Genomic DNA, 17,092 nt, shown 5'->3' on the forward strand with positions numbered 1-17,092 from the left:
GTGTACCGCACTTTCGTTCCTCGCTCCCTGAGACGTCGTGTCGCCCGCCGCGTTCCCATGCGCCTGCGCACCGGTCTCAAGGGGCTGCTGCGGCAGCTGCACATCCTCACCCTGGCCGCGCGGTTCGTCCGGGGGCGCAGGGCGCGGCGCCGCTGGCCGCACCTCTTCCGCGCGTCGGAGAGCCTCGCGGTCCTCTCGGGCCGGGGAGGGATGATCGCGCTCGTCCGCTCCACCGCGTCCCCGCTGGGCCTGCGGGAAGCGAACCTGGAGCTGATCGTCTCGCTGCTCGACAACGCGGGCATCGACTACTTCGCCGTCCGCGGCAACTCCGACTTCAGGTCCGTCCTCGGCGTCTCGGAGGCGGACCGAGCGAGGGTGGTGGCCGCCCTCGCGACCACCCGGATCACCGCGCCCGTGTATGTCTCCGCCTGCTCCGGCGAGCGGCTCGTCGGCAGGTCGGCACTCTGCGGATCCCCCCGTGCCCGCCGCACGGGCCGCCAGGCCCGCGTGCTGCGCACCGGAATGGTGTGGGCCGATCCCGGAAACTCCCTGGTGCTCGGCCTTCGTTACGGCTGCGACATCGAGTTCTGGCGCCCCGAGGACGGCCGGCTCGTCGCGCCCCGGCCCAACCGTGTCACCGAGGACGTCTCGCTGGACGAACCGAGGGTCAGCGTCCCTGTCAGCCGGCTGACCGGGTTCGCCGCCCTGCACACCCGCCGCACCCGCTCGGTGCGCACGATCGAGGCCTGCGCCGATGTGCTGCCCGAGGATGTGCGCTTCCCCGTCGATGTCGTCTACACCTGGGTGGACGGGTCCGCCCCCGAATGGCAGCGGCGCCGCTCCCATTTCGGCGACGGCGGCTACCACACCGAGTCGGCGAACGCGGCCCGCTACATCAGCCGCGACGAACTCCGCTATTCGCTACGCGCGTTGGAGCAGAACGCGCCATGGGTCCGCCATGTCTATCTGGTGACCGACCGGCAGAGGCCCGAGTGGCTCAGCCTGCGCAGCTCACGGCTCACCGTGGTCGACCATACCGAGATCTTCCAGGACCAGGCCGCACTTCCGACATACAACTCGCATGCCATCGAAAGCCAGCTGCACCACATCGACGGACTGTCCGAGCACTTCCTCTACTTCAACGACGACATGTTCCTTGGATGCCCGACAACGCCCAAGGACTTCTTCATGTCGAACGGGATGACCCGCACCTTCTTCTCTCCCTCGCAGGTCCCCAGGTGGGGACTCACCGTCGGGGACCGGCCCGTCGACGCGGCCGGGAAGAACAACCGGAAGATCATTCTCGACAATTTCGGGTCCGCCATCGTGCAGAAGCTCCGGCACGCTCCGTACGCCCTGCGGCGCAGTGTCCTCTACGAGATGGAGAAGGAGTTCGCCGAGGCGCACCACAGCACATCCCACAGCAGATTCCGCAGCGCGACCGACATCTCCATCCCGTCCTCGCTCTACCACTACTACGCGTATTTCACAGGACGAGCCGTGCCTTCCGACATCAGTTTCGCCTATCTCGACCTGGCGAAGCCGGAGATCTCCAGAAGGCTGGGCATCCTGCTGGCCCGGCGCGACCGGCAGGCGTTCTGCATCAACGACACGGTCTCCGACACCTTCGAGGTGAACCGGCAGACCCGCATGCTGAACACCTTCCTGGAGTCCTACTTCCCGGTGCCCAGCCCCTTCGAGCGGAAGGAACGGGAAGCCCGATGAAGATCTCGTTCCTGATCAACAACATCTACGGCATCGGCGGCACCAACCGCACGGTGATCAATCTCGCCGAGGCACTGGCGGTCCGCCACGAGGTCGAGATCGTCTCGGTCTTCAGGCGCGCCACCGCGACGAAGTTCGAGATCTCCCCCCGCATCACGATCAGGGCGCTGGTGGACCTCCGCCCCGGATCCGCGGACGTGAGGGCGGGCGGCAGCGACGAGCCGAGCGAGGTCGTCCCGCGCCAGGAGGAGTTCTACGCCCAGTACAGCAAGTTCACCGACGCGAGGATCATCCAGGACCTGAGCAGGACCACCGCCGATGTGGTGGTGGGCACCAGGCCCAGCCTGAATCTGTTCGTCGCGCGGTACACCCGTGACTCCGCCCTGCGCGTCGCCCAGGAGCACATGACCCATCTGGCGATCCCGCCGGCCGTCCGGGCCGAGATGGCCCGCGTCTACCCGCGCCTCGACGCGGTGACGACGGTCACGGAGGCCGACGCCCGCTCGTTCGTGGAGAACACCCCCGTGCCGGGCATCCCCGTCGTCGGCATCCCCAACAGCGTGCCGCGGCCCGTGGTCGAGCCCTCGGACGGCTCCCACAAGGTGATCGTGAGCGCCGGCCGCATGCACCAGATCAAGCGTTACGACCTGCTGCTCCACGCCTTCGGGATGCTCGCCGACGAGTTCCCCGACTGGCAGCTGCGGATCTACGGCGACGGGGGCGAGTCGGCCAAGCTGCGGGCACTCACCACCGAACTGGGCCTCGCGGGACGCGCGCTGCTCATGGGCGGGTTCTCACCGATCGAGTCGGAGTGGGCCAAGGGGTCGATCGCCGCCGTCACCTCCAGCGCCGAGTCCTTCGGCATGACCCTGGTGGAGGCCATGCGGTGCGGACTGCCCGTCGTGTCCACCGACTGCCCCGTGGGACCGCGCGAGATCCTGCGCCACGGCGAGGACGGGCTGCTGGTCAGGACCGAGGACGCGGACGCCATCGCACAGGGCCTGCGGCTGCTGATGTCCGACGACAGGCTCCGCCGCGACATGGGGGTGGCGGCGCTGCGCAACTCCGCGCGCTACGACCCCGAGGCGGTCGCGGCGCGCTACGTCGAGCTGTTCGAGGACGCGATGCGCCGCAGGTCCGCCTCGGACCGCGGCTACCGCGCCCCGTCCACGGCCGCGGACGCCGTCGCCGCGCCGCCGACCGTGCCGCCCGTCTCGATCGCGGCCGCGACGGTCGACGTCGCCGCCGACGACGCCGGCTGGCTGCGGTTCTCGGCCGTCGGCCCGCAGGACGGCAAGCAACGCTGGCAGTTCGTCCTCAGGCACAACCCGTCCGACGGGAAGCGGCTGCCGGACATGACGCTGCGCACCACCAGGAAGCCGCTCGGCAACGGCGGCACCCGCTACACGGCCGCGCTGACCCCCTCGGCCCTGGATGACCTCGGCGACGGCAGATGGCGGGTCACCATGTCCTCGGCCAAGTCGGTCAACGTCCATATGAAGGCCGGGATCAGGGACACGCGGAAGCTGATCGGGGCCAGGTCGGCTGTCCTGGCCGGCTCCGGTCCGGCTCCCGTCGGATGGAACCTCCCCTACGCGCAGCCGAACGGGAAGCTGATGCTCCGTACGGTGCTGCGCCAGGACCACGTCGAGTCGACCGCCGTCGAGGTCGACGAACATGGGATCACCCTCAGCGGTGTGCTCTGCGGGAGGGCCCGGGTGGAGCCCGGCGCGCTCTTCGTGGTCAGCAGGCGCGGACCGCACTCGGCCAATTTCACCGTGCCCGTCCAGGTGCTCGCGGACAACGCGTTCCGTGCCCGGGTGCCGGTCCGCAAGGTGGTGGACCACCGTCTCGACCGTTGGGAGGACTGGGACTGGTGGCTCCAGCCCTCTCCGGACAACTGGCGCAAATTCCGTGTGTGCCACCTCCTGGAGGACTTCCCCGACGTCAAGGGCGCGTTCGTGTATCCCGCCGTGCCGGTCGTGGGTGACGAGACATCGGAATTCGTGTGCGTCCACCCGGCCAAGCCCGTCCAGGTACGCCCCTACTGCTCAGCGTCAGGGGCCATGGCCATGAACGTCGTCGACCGCTAGAACTCCTTGAATGGGGATAAAATGAACCGCACTATATTTGTCCTCGGGGATTCCGTTCCGGCGCCGCGCACGGACGAAGAGGCCCCGATGGCGGGCTGGGGGCAGAAGATACAGGAACTGCTCGTCGGCCCGATCGAAGTCGCGAACTACGCGCGCAGCGCGATGACCACGCGCAAGTACTACACCGAGCGGTTCGCGGGGCTGCTCAACCGCATGAAGCCGGGAGACGTCGTTCTCCTCGGGTTCGGCGGCGTGGACCACATGATCCACAACGGCATGCGCTACGTCCCGGTACCGGAGTACCAGGAACTTCTCGGACTCTTCACCGAGTACATCCGGAGCGAGGGCGGGGTGCCGGTCATGGTCACCCCCACCGCGCGCTACGCCTTCTCACCGACCGGCGAGGTGAAGAACACCCGGGGCGAGTACCCGCGTGCCATGGCGGAGACCGCCGCCGCCCTCGGCGTCCCCCTGATCGACCTCACCGGCATCACGATGAGCCTCTGGTCCAGGATCGGCCCGACCCGGCTGCGCCAGTACTTCTGCTGGGTGGACGCGGGTGAGCACCCCCTGCACCCGGACGGCAACATCGACTCCAGCCACCTGAACCATCCCGGGGCCTACGAGGTCGCCAGGCTGGTCGTCGCCGGTCTGGTGGAACGGTCCGTGCTCACCCGGGCCGATGTCGACATAGCGGCTCTCATGGAACCCGAGGGACTGCCCCCGGTCTCCCACGAGTTCACCGTCCAGTCGCCCGAGTCGGCCCTGAACTACGGGATGGTCACCGGCGAAGCACCCGGCTTCGCCCGGCCCGTCGCGGGCGCCACCGTGGGTCCCATGACCAAGTTCTCGGGCACCGCCCCGCCCGGCACGGACTACCTGCTCTTCTTCGAGCAGGGCCGGTACATCGGTGGAACCGGTGTGGGCGCCGCGGGCCAGTGGCTGTGGCGCCGTGCGGTCGAGTGGACCCCGGGCGAACACGTCATCCATTGCGTGGGGCTCCGGGCGGACGGATGTTCTCCGACGGCCGAGCAGCACTTCCAGGTGATCGCCGGGGTGTCGCCCGCCGTCATCACCGCGCCGAAGGAGAACAAGTTCGCGGGGCCGAAGGTGCGCTTCGCCGGCCGTACCCAGCCGGGCGCCACCAAGGTCGTGCTCATGGAGGGCGGCCGGCTGATCGGCGCGACCGCCGTCGACGAGAAGGGCGAGTGGCACTTCACCCACGCCCACCGCTGGCGGGCGGGGCACCACGCCGTCGACGTCATCGCGCTGTTCGGGGCGCAGGAGTCCGCCCCCGCCACCGTGCGGTTCAAGGTCGTCGGCATCCCGGAGAACAGCAGCATCCGTACGGCGGGGAGCTCCCGCGAGGACGAATGCGGTGAGACGTGCAACCACAGGCCCTTCACCGGCACATGGTGAAGGACCGGTGCAAGCGAACGGGCCGTACGGGAGTGATCCCGTACGGCCCGTTCCCGGTGAATCCGCGGTTACGCCGGAACGCTCGCCACGCCCGGCGCCAGGAACGGCTTGCCGTTGACCCGCTGGGAGACGCCCTCGCGGTCCAGGTACGGCGTGATGCCGCCCAGGTGGAAGGGCCAGCCCGCGCCCGTGATCAGGCAGAGGTCGATGTCCTGGGGCTCGGCGACGACGCCCTCGGCGAGCATCAGGCCGATCTCCTGCGCCACCGCGTCCAGGACGCGGTCGCGGACCTGCTCCTCGGTGAGGACGGTGTCGCCCTGCTTGAGGAGCGCGGCGACCTCGGGGTCGAGGACCGGTGCACCGGAGTCGTAGACGTAGAAGCCGCGCTTCCCCGCCTTCACGACGGCGGCCAGGTTCTCGGAGACCGTGAAGCGCTCCGGGAAGGCGCGGTTCAGGGTCTCGGAGACGTGCAGGCCGATGGCCGGGCCGACCAGCTCCAGCAGCACCAGCGGGGACATCGGCAGGCCGAGGGGCTCGATGGCCTTCTCCGCCGTCTCGACCGGGGTGCCCTCGTCGATGATGTTCTGGATCTCGCCCATGAAGCGGGTGAGGATGCGGTTGACGACGAACGCCGGGGCGTCCTTCACCAGCACCGCGGTCTTCTTCAACTTGCGGGCGACACCGAAGGCCGTGGCCAGCGAGGCGTCGTCCGTCCGTTCGCCGCGGACGATCTCCAGGAGCGGGAGGATCGCGACCGGGTTGAAGAAGTGGAAGCCGACGACCCGCTCGGGGTGCTTCAGCTTCGACGCCATCTCGGTGACCGAGAGGGACGAGGTGTTCGTGGCGAGGATCGCGTGCGCCGGGGCGACAGCCTCGACCTCCGCGAACACCTTCTGCTTGACGCCGATCTCCTCGAAGACGGCCTCGATGATGAAGTCGGCGTCGGAGAAGCCCTCCGCCTTGTCCAGCACACCGGAGACCAGGGCCTTCAGGCGGTTGGCCTTGTCCTGGTTGATGCGGCCCTTGCCGAGCAGCTTCTCGATCTCGGCGTGGACGTAGCCGACGCCCTTGTCGACGCGCTCCTGGTCGATGTCCGTGAGGACGACCGGGACCTCCAGGCGGCGGAGGAACAGCAGGGCGAGCTGGCTGGCCATCAGGCCCGCGCCCACCACGCCGACCTTGGTGACCGGACGGGCCAGGGCCTTGTCCGGGGCGCCGGCCGGGCGCTTGGCGCGCTTCTGGACCAGGTTGAAGGAGTAGATCCCGGAGCGCAGCTCGCCGCCCATGATCAGGTCCGCGAGAGCCTGGTCCTCGGCGTCGAAGCCGGCGCCCAGGTCACCGCTCTTGGCAGCCGCGATGATCTCCAGCGCGCGGTACGCGGCGGGGGCCGCCCCGTGCACCTTGGAGTCGGCGATGGCCCTGCCGCGGGCGACGGCCTGGTCCCAGGCGTCACCGCGGTCGACCTCGGGACGCTCGACCGCGATCTCGCCCTTGAGGACGGACGCGGTCCAGATCAGCGACTGCTCCAGGAAGTCCGCGCCCTCGAAGATCGCGTCGGCGATCCCGAGCTCGAAGACCTGCTTGCCCTTGAGCTGGCGGTTCTGGTTGAGCGAGTTCTCGATGATCACCGAGACGGCGCGGTCGGCGCCGATCAGGTTGGGAAGCAGCGCGCAGCCGCCCCAGCCGGGGACCAGGCCGAGGAAGACCTCGGGCAGCGAGAACGCGGGCAGCGCGCTGGAGACGGTGCGGTAGGAGCAGTGCAGACCGATCTCCACACCGCCGCCCATGGCCGCGCCGTTGTAGTACGCGAAGGTCGGGACCGCGAGGCCGGAGAGGCGGCGGAAGACGTCGTGGCCGCCCTTGCCGATGGCCAGCGCGTCCTTGTGCTCCTTGAGGAGCTCGACGCCCTTGAGGTCCGCGCCGACGGCGAAGATGAACGGCTTGCCGGTGACACCGACACCGGTGATGGAGCCCTCGGAGGCCTCCTTCTCGACCTGGTCGATGGCGGCGTTCAGGTTCGCCAGCGACTGCGGGCCGATGGTGGTCGGCTTGGTGTGGTCGAAGCCGTTGTCCAGCGTGATGAGCGCGAAGCGCCCCGCGCCGCCGGGCAGGTCGAGGTGGCGTACGTGCGCCTGCGTGACGACCTCACCCGGGAACAGCTCGGCCGCGCCCTTCAGAAGCTCAGTGGTGGAGCTCACTTGTTGCCTCCGTTGAAGTTCGGGTTCTCCCAGACGACCGTCGCGCCCATGCCGAAGCCGACGCACATGGTCGTCAGGCCGTAGCGGACCTCCGGCTGCTCCTCGAACTGGCGGGCCAGCTGAGTCATCAGGCGGACGCCGGAGGAGGCGAGCGGGTGACCGTAGGCGATCGCGCCGCCGTACTGGTTGACGCGCTGGTCGTCGTCGGCGATGCCGTAGTGCTCCAGGAAGGCCAGCACCTGCACGGCGAAGGCCTCGTTGATCTCGAAGAGACCGATGTCGCCGATGGAGAGGCCGGCCTTGGCCAGGGCCTTCTCCGTCGCCGGGATCGGGCCGTAGCCCATGACCTCGGGCTCGACACCCGCGAAGGCGTAGGACACGAGGCGCATCTTGACCGGGAGGCCCAGCTCGCGGGCGGTCTCCTCGGACGCGAGCAGTGAGGCGGTGGCGCCGTCGTTGAGCCCCGCAGCGTTACCGGCCGTCACGCGGCCGTGGGCGCGGAAGGGCGTCTTCAGACCGGCCAGCGACTCCAGCGTGGTGCCGGGGCGCATCGGCTCGTCGGCGGTGACCAGGCCCCAGCCCGTCTCGCCCGCCTCCGCGTTGGTGCGGCGCACGGAGACCGGCACCAGGTCCTGCTGGATCTTGCCGTTGGCGTACGCCTTGGCGGCCTTCTCCTGCGAGCGGACCGCGTACTCGTCGGCGCGCTGCTTGGTGATCGAGGGGTACCTGTCGTGCAGGTTCTCCGCGGTCATGCCCATGAAGAGGGCGGACTCGTCGACCAGCTTCTCCGAGACGAGGCGCGGGTTCGGGTCCACGCTCTCGCCCATCGGGTGGCGGCCCATGTGCTCGACACCGCCGGCGATGACGACGTCGTACGCGCCGAAGGCGATGGAGCCGGCCGTCGAGGTGACGGCGGTCAGGGCGCCCGCACACATGCGGTCGATGGAGTAGCCGGGCACCGACTGCGGCAGACCGGCCAGGATTCCGGCGGTACGCCCGAGGGTGAGGCCCTGGTCGCCGATCTGCGTGGTCGCGGCGATGGCGACCTCGTCGATCTTCGCGGGGTCCAGGTCCGGGTTGCGGCGCAGCAGCTCCCGGATGGCCTTCACGACGAGATCGTCGGCGCGGGTCTCGTGGTAGATGCCCTTCGGGCCCGCTTTGCCGAACGGGGTGCGGACGCCGTCGACGAAGACGACGTCCCGGATGGTACGAGGCACGGTGGCTCTCCTCCAGGGTGCGGGATGGCACTGCTGCGGGCGCACGCATCGGCGCGCCACGCCCCTCATGCTACTTGCGGGTAACCAGACTGCCCACCCCCCACCACCGGAGCGGTGAACGTCACACGGGACGGGGTCGCCGCAGGCGCCCGGGAGCGGGTGGGGAACTGGCGTGAATTCGATCCTCGCCGATGGGTGGGGGAGCGGCCTGGTCCCGACACGCGTGTGCCCCCTGCCGGACCGGCAGGGGGCACACGCGGTGGGACGGAGGAGGTCAGGCGCTGGCGTCCAGGGCGCGCAGCAGCAGAGGGCCGACCTGCTCGATCTGCCAGCGCCGCGCGCCGTACCCCGCGAGTGCGGTCTCGACCGCGCCCGGGGTCAGGTGCTTGGGCGGCTCCCAGCAGACCCGGCGCACGGTGTCCGGGGTGATCAGGTTCTCCTGCGGCATGTGCAGCCGCTCGGCGAGCTCCGAGACGGACGCGCGGGCGGCCGAGAGACGGGCCGCGGCGGCCGGGTCCTTGTCCGCCCACGAGCGGGGCGGCGGCGGTCCGGCCGGCTGCTGGCCGGGCTGCGGCAGCTCCGACTCGGGCAGCCCCCTGGCCCGGTCGACGGCGGCCTGCCACTGCTCCAGCTGACGGCGGCCCATACGGTGGCCGAAGCCGGGCAGCGCGGTCAGGGCCTGCACGTTCACCGGCAGCGCCAGGGCCGCCTCGATGATCGCGGCGTCGCCGAGCACCTTGCCGGGCGAGATGTCACGGCGCTGCGCCACCTGGTCGCGGGTGGTCCACAGCTCCCGTACGACGGCGATCTGACGGCGGCGGCGCACCTTGTGCATGCCGGAGGTCCGGCGCCAGGGGTCCTTGCGCGGGGGAGCGGGCGGCGCCGACGCGATGGCGGCGAACTCCTCCAGCGCCCACTCCAGCTTGCCCTGCCGGTCGAGCTCCTCCTCCAGGGCGTTGCGCAGGTCGACCAGCAGCTCGACGTCGAGCGCGGCGTAGCGCAGCCAGGGGTCGGGCAGCGGGCGGGTGGACCAGTCGACCGCGGAGTGGCCCTTCTCCAGGGCGTAACCGAGGACGTTCTCCACGATGGCGCCCAGCCCGACGCGCGGGAATCCCGCCAGCCGTCCGGCGAGCTCCGTATCGAAGAGCGACGTCGGGGTCATGCCTATGTCGCGCAGGCAGGGCAGGTCCTGGGTGGCCGCGTGCAGGATCCACTCGGCTCCGGTGAGCGCCTCGCCGAGACCGGAGAGGTCGGGGCAGCCGACCGGGTCGATCAGCGCGCTGCCGGCGCCCTCGCGGCGCAGCTGCACGAGATAGGCGCGCTGGCCGTATCGGTAGCCGGACGCGCGCTCGGCATCGACGGCGACGGGGCCGGTGCCCGCGGCGAAGTCCGCGATCACCCGGGCCAGCGCGTCGTCGGTCGCCACCACCGGGGGGATGCCCTCGCGCGGTTCGAGCAAGGGGATCGGCGCCGGGGCGACGTCGTCCGGGGGAGCGCCCCCGGTGGTTCGCAGTGAACTGTCTTCTGCGGTCTCTTGGGCGTCGGTCACATGCCAAGGGTATCTGTGTATGCGCGTCGCCCGTCGACGGAACGTTCCGTCGACGGGCGGCCATGCGCGTAAACCGGCCGGTCGCGCATACGCGCAGGTGCCGGTGGGGTAGGGGGTCAGTGGATGATGCCCGTCCGCAGGGCGACGGCGACCATTCCGGCGCGGTCTCCGGTGCCGAGCTTGCGGGCGATGCGGGCGAGGTGGCTCTTGACGGTGAGTGCGGAGAGGCCCATCGAGACGCCGATGGCCTTGTTGGACTGGCCCTCGGCGACCAGGCGGAGCACCTCCACCTCGCGGCCGGAGAGCTCGCGGTAGCCGCCCGGGTGGCTCGGGGAGCCGGGAGGCCTGCGGTGCATACGGGCGGCGTTCGCCCCGATCGGGGCGACACCGGGACGGGTGGGGTGGCCGATGTTGGTACGGGTGCCGGTGACGACATAGCCCTTCACTCCGCCCGCGAGGGCGTTGCGCACCGCGCCGATGTCATCGGCGGCGGAGAGGGCGAGGCCGTTCGGCCAGCCGGCGGCTCGGGTCTCGGACAGCAGGGTCAGCCCGGAACCGTCGGGCAGGTGGACGTCGGCAACGCAGATGTCGCGCGGGTTGCCGACGCGGGGACGGGCCTCCGCGATGGACGACGCCTCGATGACGTCACGAACTCCGAGGGCCCACAGATGGCGGGTGACGGTGGAACGGACGCGCGGGTCGGCCACGACGACCATGGCCGTCGGCTTGTTCGGGCGGTAGGCGACCAGGCTTGCGGGCTGCTCGAGGAGAACGGACACCAGGCCTCCTGGGGAGTGGCGGGACGGGCCGGCTCGGGGATGAAGCCGGGGCGAACCGTGCTTGAAGGGTCATTGACCTCTTCGGCAGCAGGCGCGTCCTCCTTTAGGGGAAGATCACGGATTAGTGAGTAACAATTCGGGCAAATAGGACGCGCGATCGATTGTACGAAAAGAGAGCCGGTCGCTGTGCGACCGGCTCTCCCGAAAGGTCACGCTGTGTCATGGGGCCTGGGGGCCGCGCCGCTGGGGCAGTGTCACCACCGCCGCGTCGGTGGTGCCCGACGGCGGAAGACCGGCGAGCTGGCAGAGCAGATCACCCCACGCGACCAGATGGGCCGCCGTGTCCGGCGCCCCGCCGCGCCCCTCGCGCGGCGTCCATGAGGCACGGATCTCGATCTGCGTCGCCGGACGGCGCGCGCCGAGCGCGCCGAAGTAGTGCGAACCGGCGCGCGTCACGGTGCCACCGGCCTCCCCGTACGACAGGCCGCGGGCGTCCAGCGCACCCGTCAGCCAGGACCAGCACACCTCGGGCAGCAGCGGGTCCGCCGCCATCTCCGGTTCCAGCTCCGCCCGCACGAGCGTCACCAGACGGAAGGTGCCCTGCCAGGCGTCGTGCCCGGACGGGTCGTGCAGGAGCACCAGGCGCCCGTCGGCCAGATCGTCCTCGCCGTCCACCACGGCTGCTTCCAGGGCGTACGCGTGCGGGGCGAGCCGTTGCGGCGGACGTGTGGGCTCGACCTCCAGTTCGGGGCGGAGACGGGCGGACCGCAGCGCGTCGACCGCCGACCGGAACGCCGGCGGGACTGTTTCGCCCTCCGCACTCTCCTCGCTGTCAATGCCATCGGAATGATCGGAATACTGTCCCTGAGCCGGAGCCATGCGGGGAAGAGTAGGCGGAACCGGAGCCCCGTGCAGGGAGGGACACCCATGCGGGGTCCGGCTCGTTGCCGCTCCGTGCGAAGATTCTGTGCGTGAGTGCCAACGACCTTCCCCAAGAGCTCAGCTCCGTCCGATCGGGGGAGGGCCCGTCCTCGGGCCTGCCAGTGACCCCCGCCACCCATGACTCGGCGTTCCTGAAGGCCTGCCGCCGCGAGCCGGTGCCGCACACCCCGGTCTGGTTCATGCGTCAGGCGGGGCGGTCGCTGCCCGAGTACCTGAAGGTCCGCGAGGGCATCGCGATGCTGGACTCCTGCATGATGCCGGAGCTGGTCACCGAGATCACGCTGCAGCCCGTGCGCCGCCACAAGGTCGACGCCGCGATCTACTTCAGCGACATCGTCGTGCCCCTCAAGGCCATCGGCATCGACCTCGACATCAAGCCCGGCGTCGGCCCGGTGATCGCCGAGCCGATCCGCACCCGCGCCGACCTGGCCCGGCTGCGCGACCTCACGCCCGAGGACGTCCCGTACGTCACCGAGGCCTTCGGGATGCTCACCAGGGAGCTCGGCTCCACCCCGCTGATCGGATTCGCCGGTGCGCCGTTCACCCTGGCGAGCTATCTCGTGGAGGGCGGCCCGTCCCGCAACCACGAGCGCACCAAGGCCATGATGTACGGCGACCCGGAGCTCTGGGCCGACCTGCTCGACCGCCTCGCCGAGATCACCGGCGCCTTCCTGAAGGTCCAGATCGAGGCCGGAGCCTCCGCGGTCCAGCTCTTCGACTCCTGGGTCGGCGCCCTGGCCCCGGCCGACTACCGCCGCTCGGTGATGCCCGCCTCCGCGAAGGTCTTCGACGCCGTCGCGCCGTACGGCGTCCCGCGCATCCACTTCGGCGTCGGCACCAGCGAGCTGCTCGGCCTGATGGGCGAGGCCGGCGCGGACGTCGTCGGTGTGGACTGGCGCATCCCGATGGACGAGGGCGCCCGCCGGGTCGGCCCCGGCAAGGCGCTCCAGGGCAACCTCGACCCGGCGGTGCTCTTCGCGCCGACCGAGGCGGTCGAGGCGAAGACCCGCGAGGTGCTCGACGCCGCCGCCGGGCTGGAGGGCCACATCTTCAACCTCGGGCACGGCGTCCTGCCGTCCACCGACCCGGACGCCCTGACCCGCCTCGTGCAGTACGTCCACGAGCAGACGGCCCGTTAGTCAGACGTCCTCCCGGAGGCTCGCCCGCACCGCCGACACGGCCTTGCGGGCGGCCACCAGGACCGGGTCCCAGACCGGCGAGAACGGCGGGGCGTAGCCGAGGTCCAGTGCCGTCATGGCCTCCACCGTCATCCCGGCGGTGAGCGCCACGGCGGCGACGTCCACACGCTTCGCCGCCCCCTCGCGGCCCACGATCTGCACGCCCAGCAGCCTGCCGGTGCGGTACTCCGCGAGCATCTTCACCGTCATCGGCTTCGCCCCCGGGTAGTAGCCGGCGCGGCCCGTCGACTCGATCGTCGCCGTGACGTAGCGCAGCCCGACCGCCCGCGCGTCCTTCTCGCGCAGCCCGGTCCTGGCGATCTCCAGGTCGCAGACCTTGCTCACCGCTGTACCGACCACGCCGGGGAATGTGCCGTAGCCCCCGCCGACGTTGGACCCGATGATCTGGCCGTGCTTGTTGGCGTGCGTGCCGAGCGCGATGTGCCGGGTGCGGCCCGCGACGAGATCCAGGACCTCCACGCAGTCGCCGCCCGCCCAGATGTCCTCCTGCCCCACTACCCGCATCGACAGGTCCGTCAGGAGCCCGCCGTGCGGTCCCAGCGGCAGCCCCGCCGCACGGGCCAGGGCGGTCTCCGGCTCGACGCCGATGCCGAGCACCACGACATCCGCGGGGTACGTCCCGCCGTCCGTGACGACGCCCGTGGCCCGGCCGTCCCGGCCGGTGGTGATCCGGGTGACCGCGGCGCCGTTGACGGTGGTGATGCCCAGCCCGTCCATCGCGTCGTGGACCAGCCGCCCCATGTCCGGGTCGAGCGTCGCCATGGGCTGCGCTCCGCGGTTGAGCACCGTCACCTCGAAGCCGCGCTTGAGCATCGCCTCGGCCATCTCGACGCCGATGTAGCCCGCGCCCACGACGACGGCCCGGCGCCCCGGGGCCCGGTCCAGCGACTCCAGGAGCGCCTGGCCGTCACCCAGGGTCTGCACGCCGTGGACACCCGGGGCGTCGATCCCGGGCAGCGCGGGACGGACCGGCCGGGCACCGGTGGCGATCACCAGCTTGTCGAAGCCCGTCCAGTACGTCGCACCGCTCTCCCGGTCCAGCGCCCGCACCCGGCGCCCGGCCACATCGATCTCCGTCACCTCGGTGCGGGTGCGCAGATCGATGGAACGGGCCCGGTGCTCCTCGGGCGTACGGGCGATCAGGTCGTCCCGCCGCTCCACGTCACCGCTCACCCAGTACGGGATGCCGCAGGCGGAGTACGACGTGTAGTGGCCGCGCTCGAAGGCCACGATGCTCAGCTCGTCGGGCCCCTTGAGCCTGCGGGCCTGCGACGCGGCGGACATGCCCGCCGCGTCGCCCCCGACGATCACCAGTCGTTCCGCAGCCATAACGGGTCCCTTCGCCGCCGTGTGCAGGTCGGGGGCCCACGCTACGGCGACTACGGGGCCGACGGGGCCTCCGGGGCCCCGGACGGCTCCTGGGGTGCCCTGCGGCGCCGTGGCAGCCTGCCGCGCAGCAGACGCCACAGGACCACGAGCACCGCCAGCGCGGCCAGGAACGGTGCCGCGGCACCGACCGCCACCGCGATCCACCGCAGCGTCGTCACGAAGGCGTCCCAGCCGCCCGCCAGCGCGTCCAGGAAGCCCGGGTCCTCGTCCGACGCGTCCTCGTCCTCCTCGTACGGTTCGCTGAGGTCGAGGGTGATCGTCGCCAGCGAGGTGCGGTCCTTCAGCGACGCCTGCTGGGCGAGCAGGGACTCCAGGTCGGCCTGCCGGCTGCTCAGTTCGCCTTCCAGCGCCACCACATCGGTGAGCTTCCCGGCCTTGTCCATCAGGTCCCGGACCCGGGTGACGCTCGCGCGCTGGGTGGCGATCCGGCTGTCGACGTCGACGACCTCTCCCGTGACGTCCTTGGCGTTCGACGTGCGGGAGAGCAGCTTCCCCGACCCCGCGAGGCCGCGCAGCACCTCGTCGTAGCTCGCCTGGGGCACGCGCAGCACGAGGGTGGACACCTCGTGGGTGTCGTCGAGCCGCTCGGTCGTCTCGTCCGCGACGAGCCCCCCGGCGCCCTCCGCCGCCGCCCGGGCGGCGGCGACCGCCTTCGGCACGCTCTTCACCTCGACGGTGAGCGTGGCCGTCCGGATGACATGGACCGCGACCTCGGAGCCCGGCTCGGGCGCCGCCGAGGCGCCGTCGTCCCTTTTGCCCCCTGCCTGTTCACCGACCCCCTCCGAGCCGGCCGCGGCCTTGCTGTCGGACGCGGCTTTCGCCCCGTCCGAAGCGCTCTCCGAGTTCGCTCCGCACGCACCGGTGGCGAGGAGCGCCACGAGCAGTGCGGCGGCCGCGAGCGCACGCGGGCGGCGCGGACCGGAGCGGGCGGGTGGATGACTGTCCGTGTGGCGTTCGTATCGCATTGCGCGTCCCCCCAAGGGCCGTTGTCGATGGTGCCGGTTCGACGTGCGGTGCCCCTGCGCGGGTTGCCTGCCAGCGGTTTCGAAGTGGTCACGTTCGGGACTCGGTCCGGGTTTGAGAGAGTGGACCCATGCAGCGTCCTCTTCAGCGCGACACCACACGTACGGGCCATGCCGTCGTCATCGGCGGTGGCATCGCCGGACTCGCCGCCGCCCACCGGCTGTTGGCCTCGGGGCTCCGGGTCACGGTCCTGGAGGCGACCGAGCGGCTCGGCGGCAAGCTGATGACCGGTGAGATCGCGGGCACCCGGGTCGACCTCGGCGCCGAGTCGATGCTCGCGCGGCGGCCCGAAGCGGTCGGGCTGGCCACCGACGTGGGGCTCGGCGACCGGCTCCAGCCGCCCGCCACCGCCACCGCGTCGGTCTGGACCCGCGACGCCCTGCGCCCCATGCCCAAGGGCCATGTGATGGGCGTGCCCGGCGACCCGGAGGCCCTCAGCGGGGTCCTCTCCGCCGAGGGGCTGGCCAGGATCGCCGAGGAGCGCGACCTCACCCCGACCGCCGTCGGCGACGACGTCTCGGTCGGCAGTTACGTCGCCGACCGGCTCGGCCGCGAGGTCGTCGACCGGCTCGTGGAGCCGCTGCTCGGCGGGGTGTACGCGGGCGACGCCTACCGGATCTCGATGCGCGCCGCCGTGCCGCAGCTCTTCGAGGCCGTGAAGGAGGGCGGCCCGCTCCTCGACGGCGTACGCCGCATCCAGGAGCGGGCCGCCGCCCGGCAGCAGACCGGACCGGTCTTCCAGGGCATCGAGGGGGGCATCGGCACCCTGCCCGGCGCGGTCGCCGACGCCGTACGGGCGGGGGGCGGGGAGATCCTCACCGAGACCCCGGTGCTCGGCCTGACCCGCTCCGCCGAGGGCTGGGACGTGCGCACCGACACCCGGGTGATCGCCGCCGACGCCGTCGTCCTGGCCACGCCCGCCTGGTCCGCCTCCACGCTGCTCGCCGCCGAGTGCCCGGCCGCCTCCGTCGAGCTGGCCTCCGTCGAGTACGCCTCGATGGCCCTGGTCACCATGGCCTTCCGGCGCTCGGCCGTCGAGGGGACCGAAGCGCTCGGGGGCCGCTCCGGATTCCTCGTACCGCCGGTCGACGGGCGCACGATCAAGGCCGCCACCTTCTCCAGCAACAAGTGGCAGTGGGTCGCCGACGCCGCCCTGGACCTCTTCGTGCTGCGCACGTCCGTCGGCCGCTACGGCGAGGAGGAGCACCTGCACCGCGAGGACTCCGAGCTCGTCGCCGCGTCCCTGGGGGACCTCACCGCCGCGACGGGGCTGAGGGCCGAGCCCGTGGACACCGAGGTCACGCGCTGGATCGGCGGGCTGCCCCAGTACCCCGTGGGCCATCTCGGCAGGGTCGCCCGCATCCGTGACGAGGTCGCCAAGCTGCCGGGTCTGAGGGTCTGCGGAGCGGTGTACGACGGGGTCGGAATCCCCGGCTGCGTCGCGAGCGCCCACCGGGCGGCGGACGAGATCGTGGCAGGCCTGGCGGGGGCGGGCACGGGGGAGATCGACAACACGCCGACCCGGGTTCGGGGCACCGGGAGCGAGGCGGGACAATAGC

At 71.3% G+C, this 17,092-nt stretch carries 12 protein-coding genes; 5 read left to right on the plus strand and 7 right to left on the minus strand.

Features of this window, described 5'->3' with window-relative positions; genetic code table 11:
* The first annotated feature begins 57 nt into the window (after positions 1–57).
* Genes ACWCQM_RS14270 through ACWCQM_RS14280 form a run of 3 tightly spaced genes read left to right on the plus strand, consistent with a single transcriptional unit; the run spans position 58 to position 5,237 of the window.
* Entirely contained in the window at positions 58–1,725 is a 1,668-nt protein-coding gene (locus tag ACWCQM_RS14270) for a stealth family protein (protein ID WP_450915584.1), read from the plus strand.
* Positions 1,722–3,818 carry a glycosyltransferase family 4 protein gene (locus tag ACWCQM_RS14275; protein ID WP_450915585.1) on the plus strand — a complete coding sequence of 699 codons (2,097 nt, stop codon included), beginning with the start codon at positions 1,722–1,724 and terminating at the stop codon, positions 3,816–3,818. The genes ACWCQM_RS14270 and ACWCQM_RS14275 overlap by 4 nt, the downstream gene beginning before the upstream one ends.
* A 21-nt stretch (positions 3,819–3,839) precedes the next feature.
* Positions 3,840–5,237, plus strand: a complete 1,398-nt coding sequence (locus ACWCQM_RS14280; protein ID WP_450915586.1) for a GDSL-type esterase/lipase family protein — start codon at positions 3,840–3,842, stop codon at positions 5,235–5,237.
* 68 nt (positions 5,238–5,305) lie between these two features.
* Here ACWCQM_RS14280 and ACWCQM_RS14285 read toward each other — a convergent pair whose 3' ends face one another.
* From ACWCQM_RS14285 to ACWCQM_RS14305, 5 genes are all read right to left on the minus strand, one after another.
* Positions 5,306–7,435 carry a 3-hydroxyacyl-CoA dehydrogenase NAD-binding domain-containing protein gene (locus ACWCQM_RS14285; protein WP_450915587.1) on the minus strand — a complete coding sequence of 710 codons (2,130 nt, stop codon included), beginning with the start codon at positions 7,433–7,435 and terminating at the stop codon, positions 5,306–5,308.
* Positions 7,432–8,652 carry a thiolase family protein gene (locus ACWCQM_RS14290; RefSeq protein WP_450915588.1) on the minus strand — a complete coding sequence of 407 codons (1,221 nt, stop codon included), beginning with the start codon at positions 8,650–8,652 and terminating at the stop codon, positions 7,432–7,434. The genes ACWCQM_RS14285 and ACWCQM_RS14290 overlap by 4 nt, the downstream gene beginning before the upstream one ends.
* 274 nt (positions 8,653–8,926) lie before the next feature.
* Positions 8,927–10,201, minus strand: a complete 1,275-nt coding sequence (locus ACWCQM_RS14295; protein ID WP_450915589.1) for an HRDC domain-containing protein — start codon at positions 10,199–10,201, stop codon at positions 8,927–8,929.
* A 116-nt stretch (positions 10,202–10,317) separates the two neighbouring features.
* Positions 10,318–10,980, minus strand: coding sequence for a helix-turn-helix transcriptional regulator (locus ACWCQM_RS14300; RefSeq protein WP_033300087.1), 663 nt, complete (start codon positions 10,978–10,980; stop codon positions 10,318–10,320).
* Positions 10,981–11,199: 219 nt separating this feature from the next.
* Positions 11,200–11,859, minus strand: a complete 660-nt coding sequence (locus ACWCQM_RS14305) for a DUF3000 domain-containing protein (protein WP_450915590.1) — start codon at positions 11,857–11,859, stop codon at positions 11,200–11,202.
* Between the two features lie 92 nt (positions 11,860–11,951).
* Here ACWCQM_RS14305 and hemE point away from each other — a divergent pair, with 92 nt between their 5' ends.
* Positions 11,952–13,061 (plus strand): uroporphyrinogen decarboxylase, encoded by a 1,110-nt coding sequence (hemE, locus tag ACWCQM_RS14310; RefSeq protein ID WP_450915591.1) that lies wholly within the window; start codon positions 11,952–11,954, stop codon positions 13,059–13,061.
* Here hemE and ACWCQM_RS14315 read toward each other — a convergent pair whose 3' ends face one another.
* Together ACWCQM_RS14315 and ACWCQM_RS14320 are read right to left on the minus strand one after the other, a co-directional pair.
* Complete coding sequence (locus tag ACWCQM_RS14315) at positions 13,062–14,450, minus strand: FAD-dependent oxidoreductase (protein ID WP_450915592.1); 1,389 nt, start codon at positions 14,448–14,450, stop codon at positions 13,062–13,064.
* 50 nt (positions 14,451–14,500) lie between these two features.
* Positions 14,501–15,475: a DUF4349 domain-containing protein gene (locus tag ACWCQM_RS14320; protein ID WP_450915593.1), complete on the minus strand. Its 975-nt coding sequence runs from the start codon at positions 15,473–15,475 to the stop codon at positions 14,501–14,503.
* Positions 15,476–15,603: 128 nt separating this feature from the next.
* Here ACWCQM_RS14320 and hemG point away from each other — a divergent pair, with 128 nt between their 5' ends.
* Entirely contained in the window at positions 15,604–17,091 is a 1,488-nt protein-coding gene (hemG, locus tag ACWCQM_RS14325) for a protoporphyrinogen oxidase (RefSeq protein WP_450915594.1), read from the plus strand.
* Position 17,092: the final 1 nt, after the last annotated feature.

It is taken from the genome of Streptomyces sp. NPDC002125 (assembly GCF_053593715.1).